At 25.8% G+C, this 422-nt stretch carries 1 protein-coding gene and 1 pseudogene; one reads left to right on the top strand and one right to left on the bottom strand.

Annotated elements, in window-relative coordinates:
• Positions 1–171: 171 nt before the first annotated feature.
• On the top strand, positions 172–333 hold the full coding sequence (locus C5S61_RS27530; protein WP_031860558.1) for a hypothetical protein: 162 nt from the start codon (positions 172–174) through the stop codon (positions 331–333).
• 15 nt (positions 334–348) lie between these two features.
• Here the strand turns inward: C5S61_RS27530 and C5S61_RS27525 are convergent.
• Positions 349–422 (bottom strand): annotated as a pseudogene (locus tag C5S61_RS27525) (hypothetical protein); the annotation flags it as partial.

The following is a 422-nucleotide window of genomic DNA, read 5'->3' as shown; positions in this document are numbered from 1 at the left end:
CTATAAAGGTCGTCCAGTCCATAACTTTCTCTTTTTTCAATTGTGCTCCCCCTAATTATTAATTTTATGAATCCTGTTTCGATTTATCTCAAAATGTAATAATTATATTGATTCACAAAATTGACAATAACTAACATTTAATAATAATGCAAATTTCATACAATTTGAAACTTGGCAATTATTGAATATTTATATAATTTTTCCCGTAATAAACAAAACCTTAATAGCGCTAAAACAACAGTGTTAAGTTACGATTTAACGAATTTAACAAATTTTACCAGTACGGCATTTAAGAATATTTATACGTTATTAACGAATATTTATTTATTGTAAAACGCTACCAAAAAGTTATACTTCCTTCCCACTAAAATACCACTTTTCTCTTTCAACTTTTTTAAAAAACGGATATGCAACTTTTAGTA

The organism is Herpetosiphon llansteffanensis (assembly GCF_003205875.1).
GTDB classification, from domain to species: Bacteria; Chloroflexota; Chloroflexia; order Chloroflexales; family Herpetosiphonaceae; genus Herpetosiphon; species Herpetosiphon llansteffanensis.
This window is presented reverse-complemented; position numbering and strand designations above follow the sequence as displayed.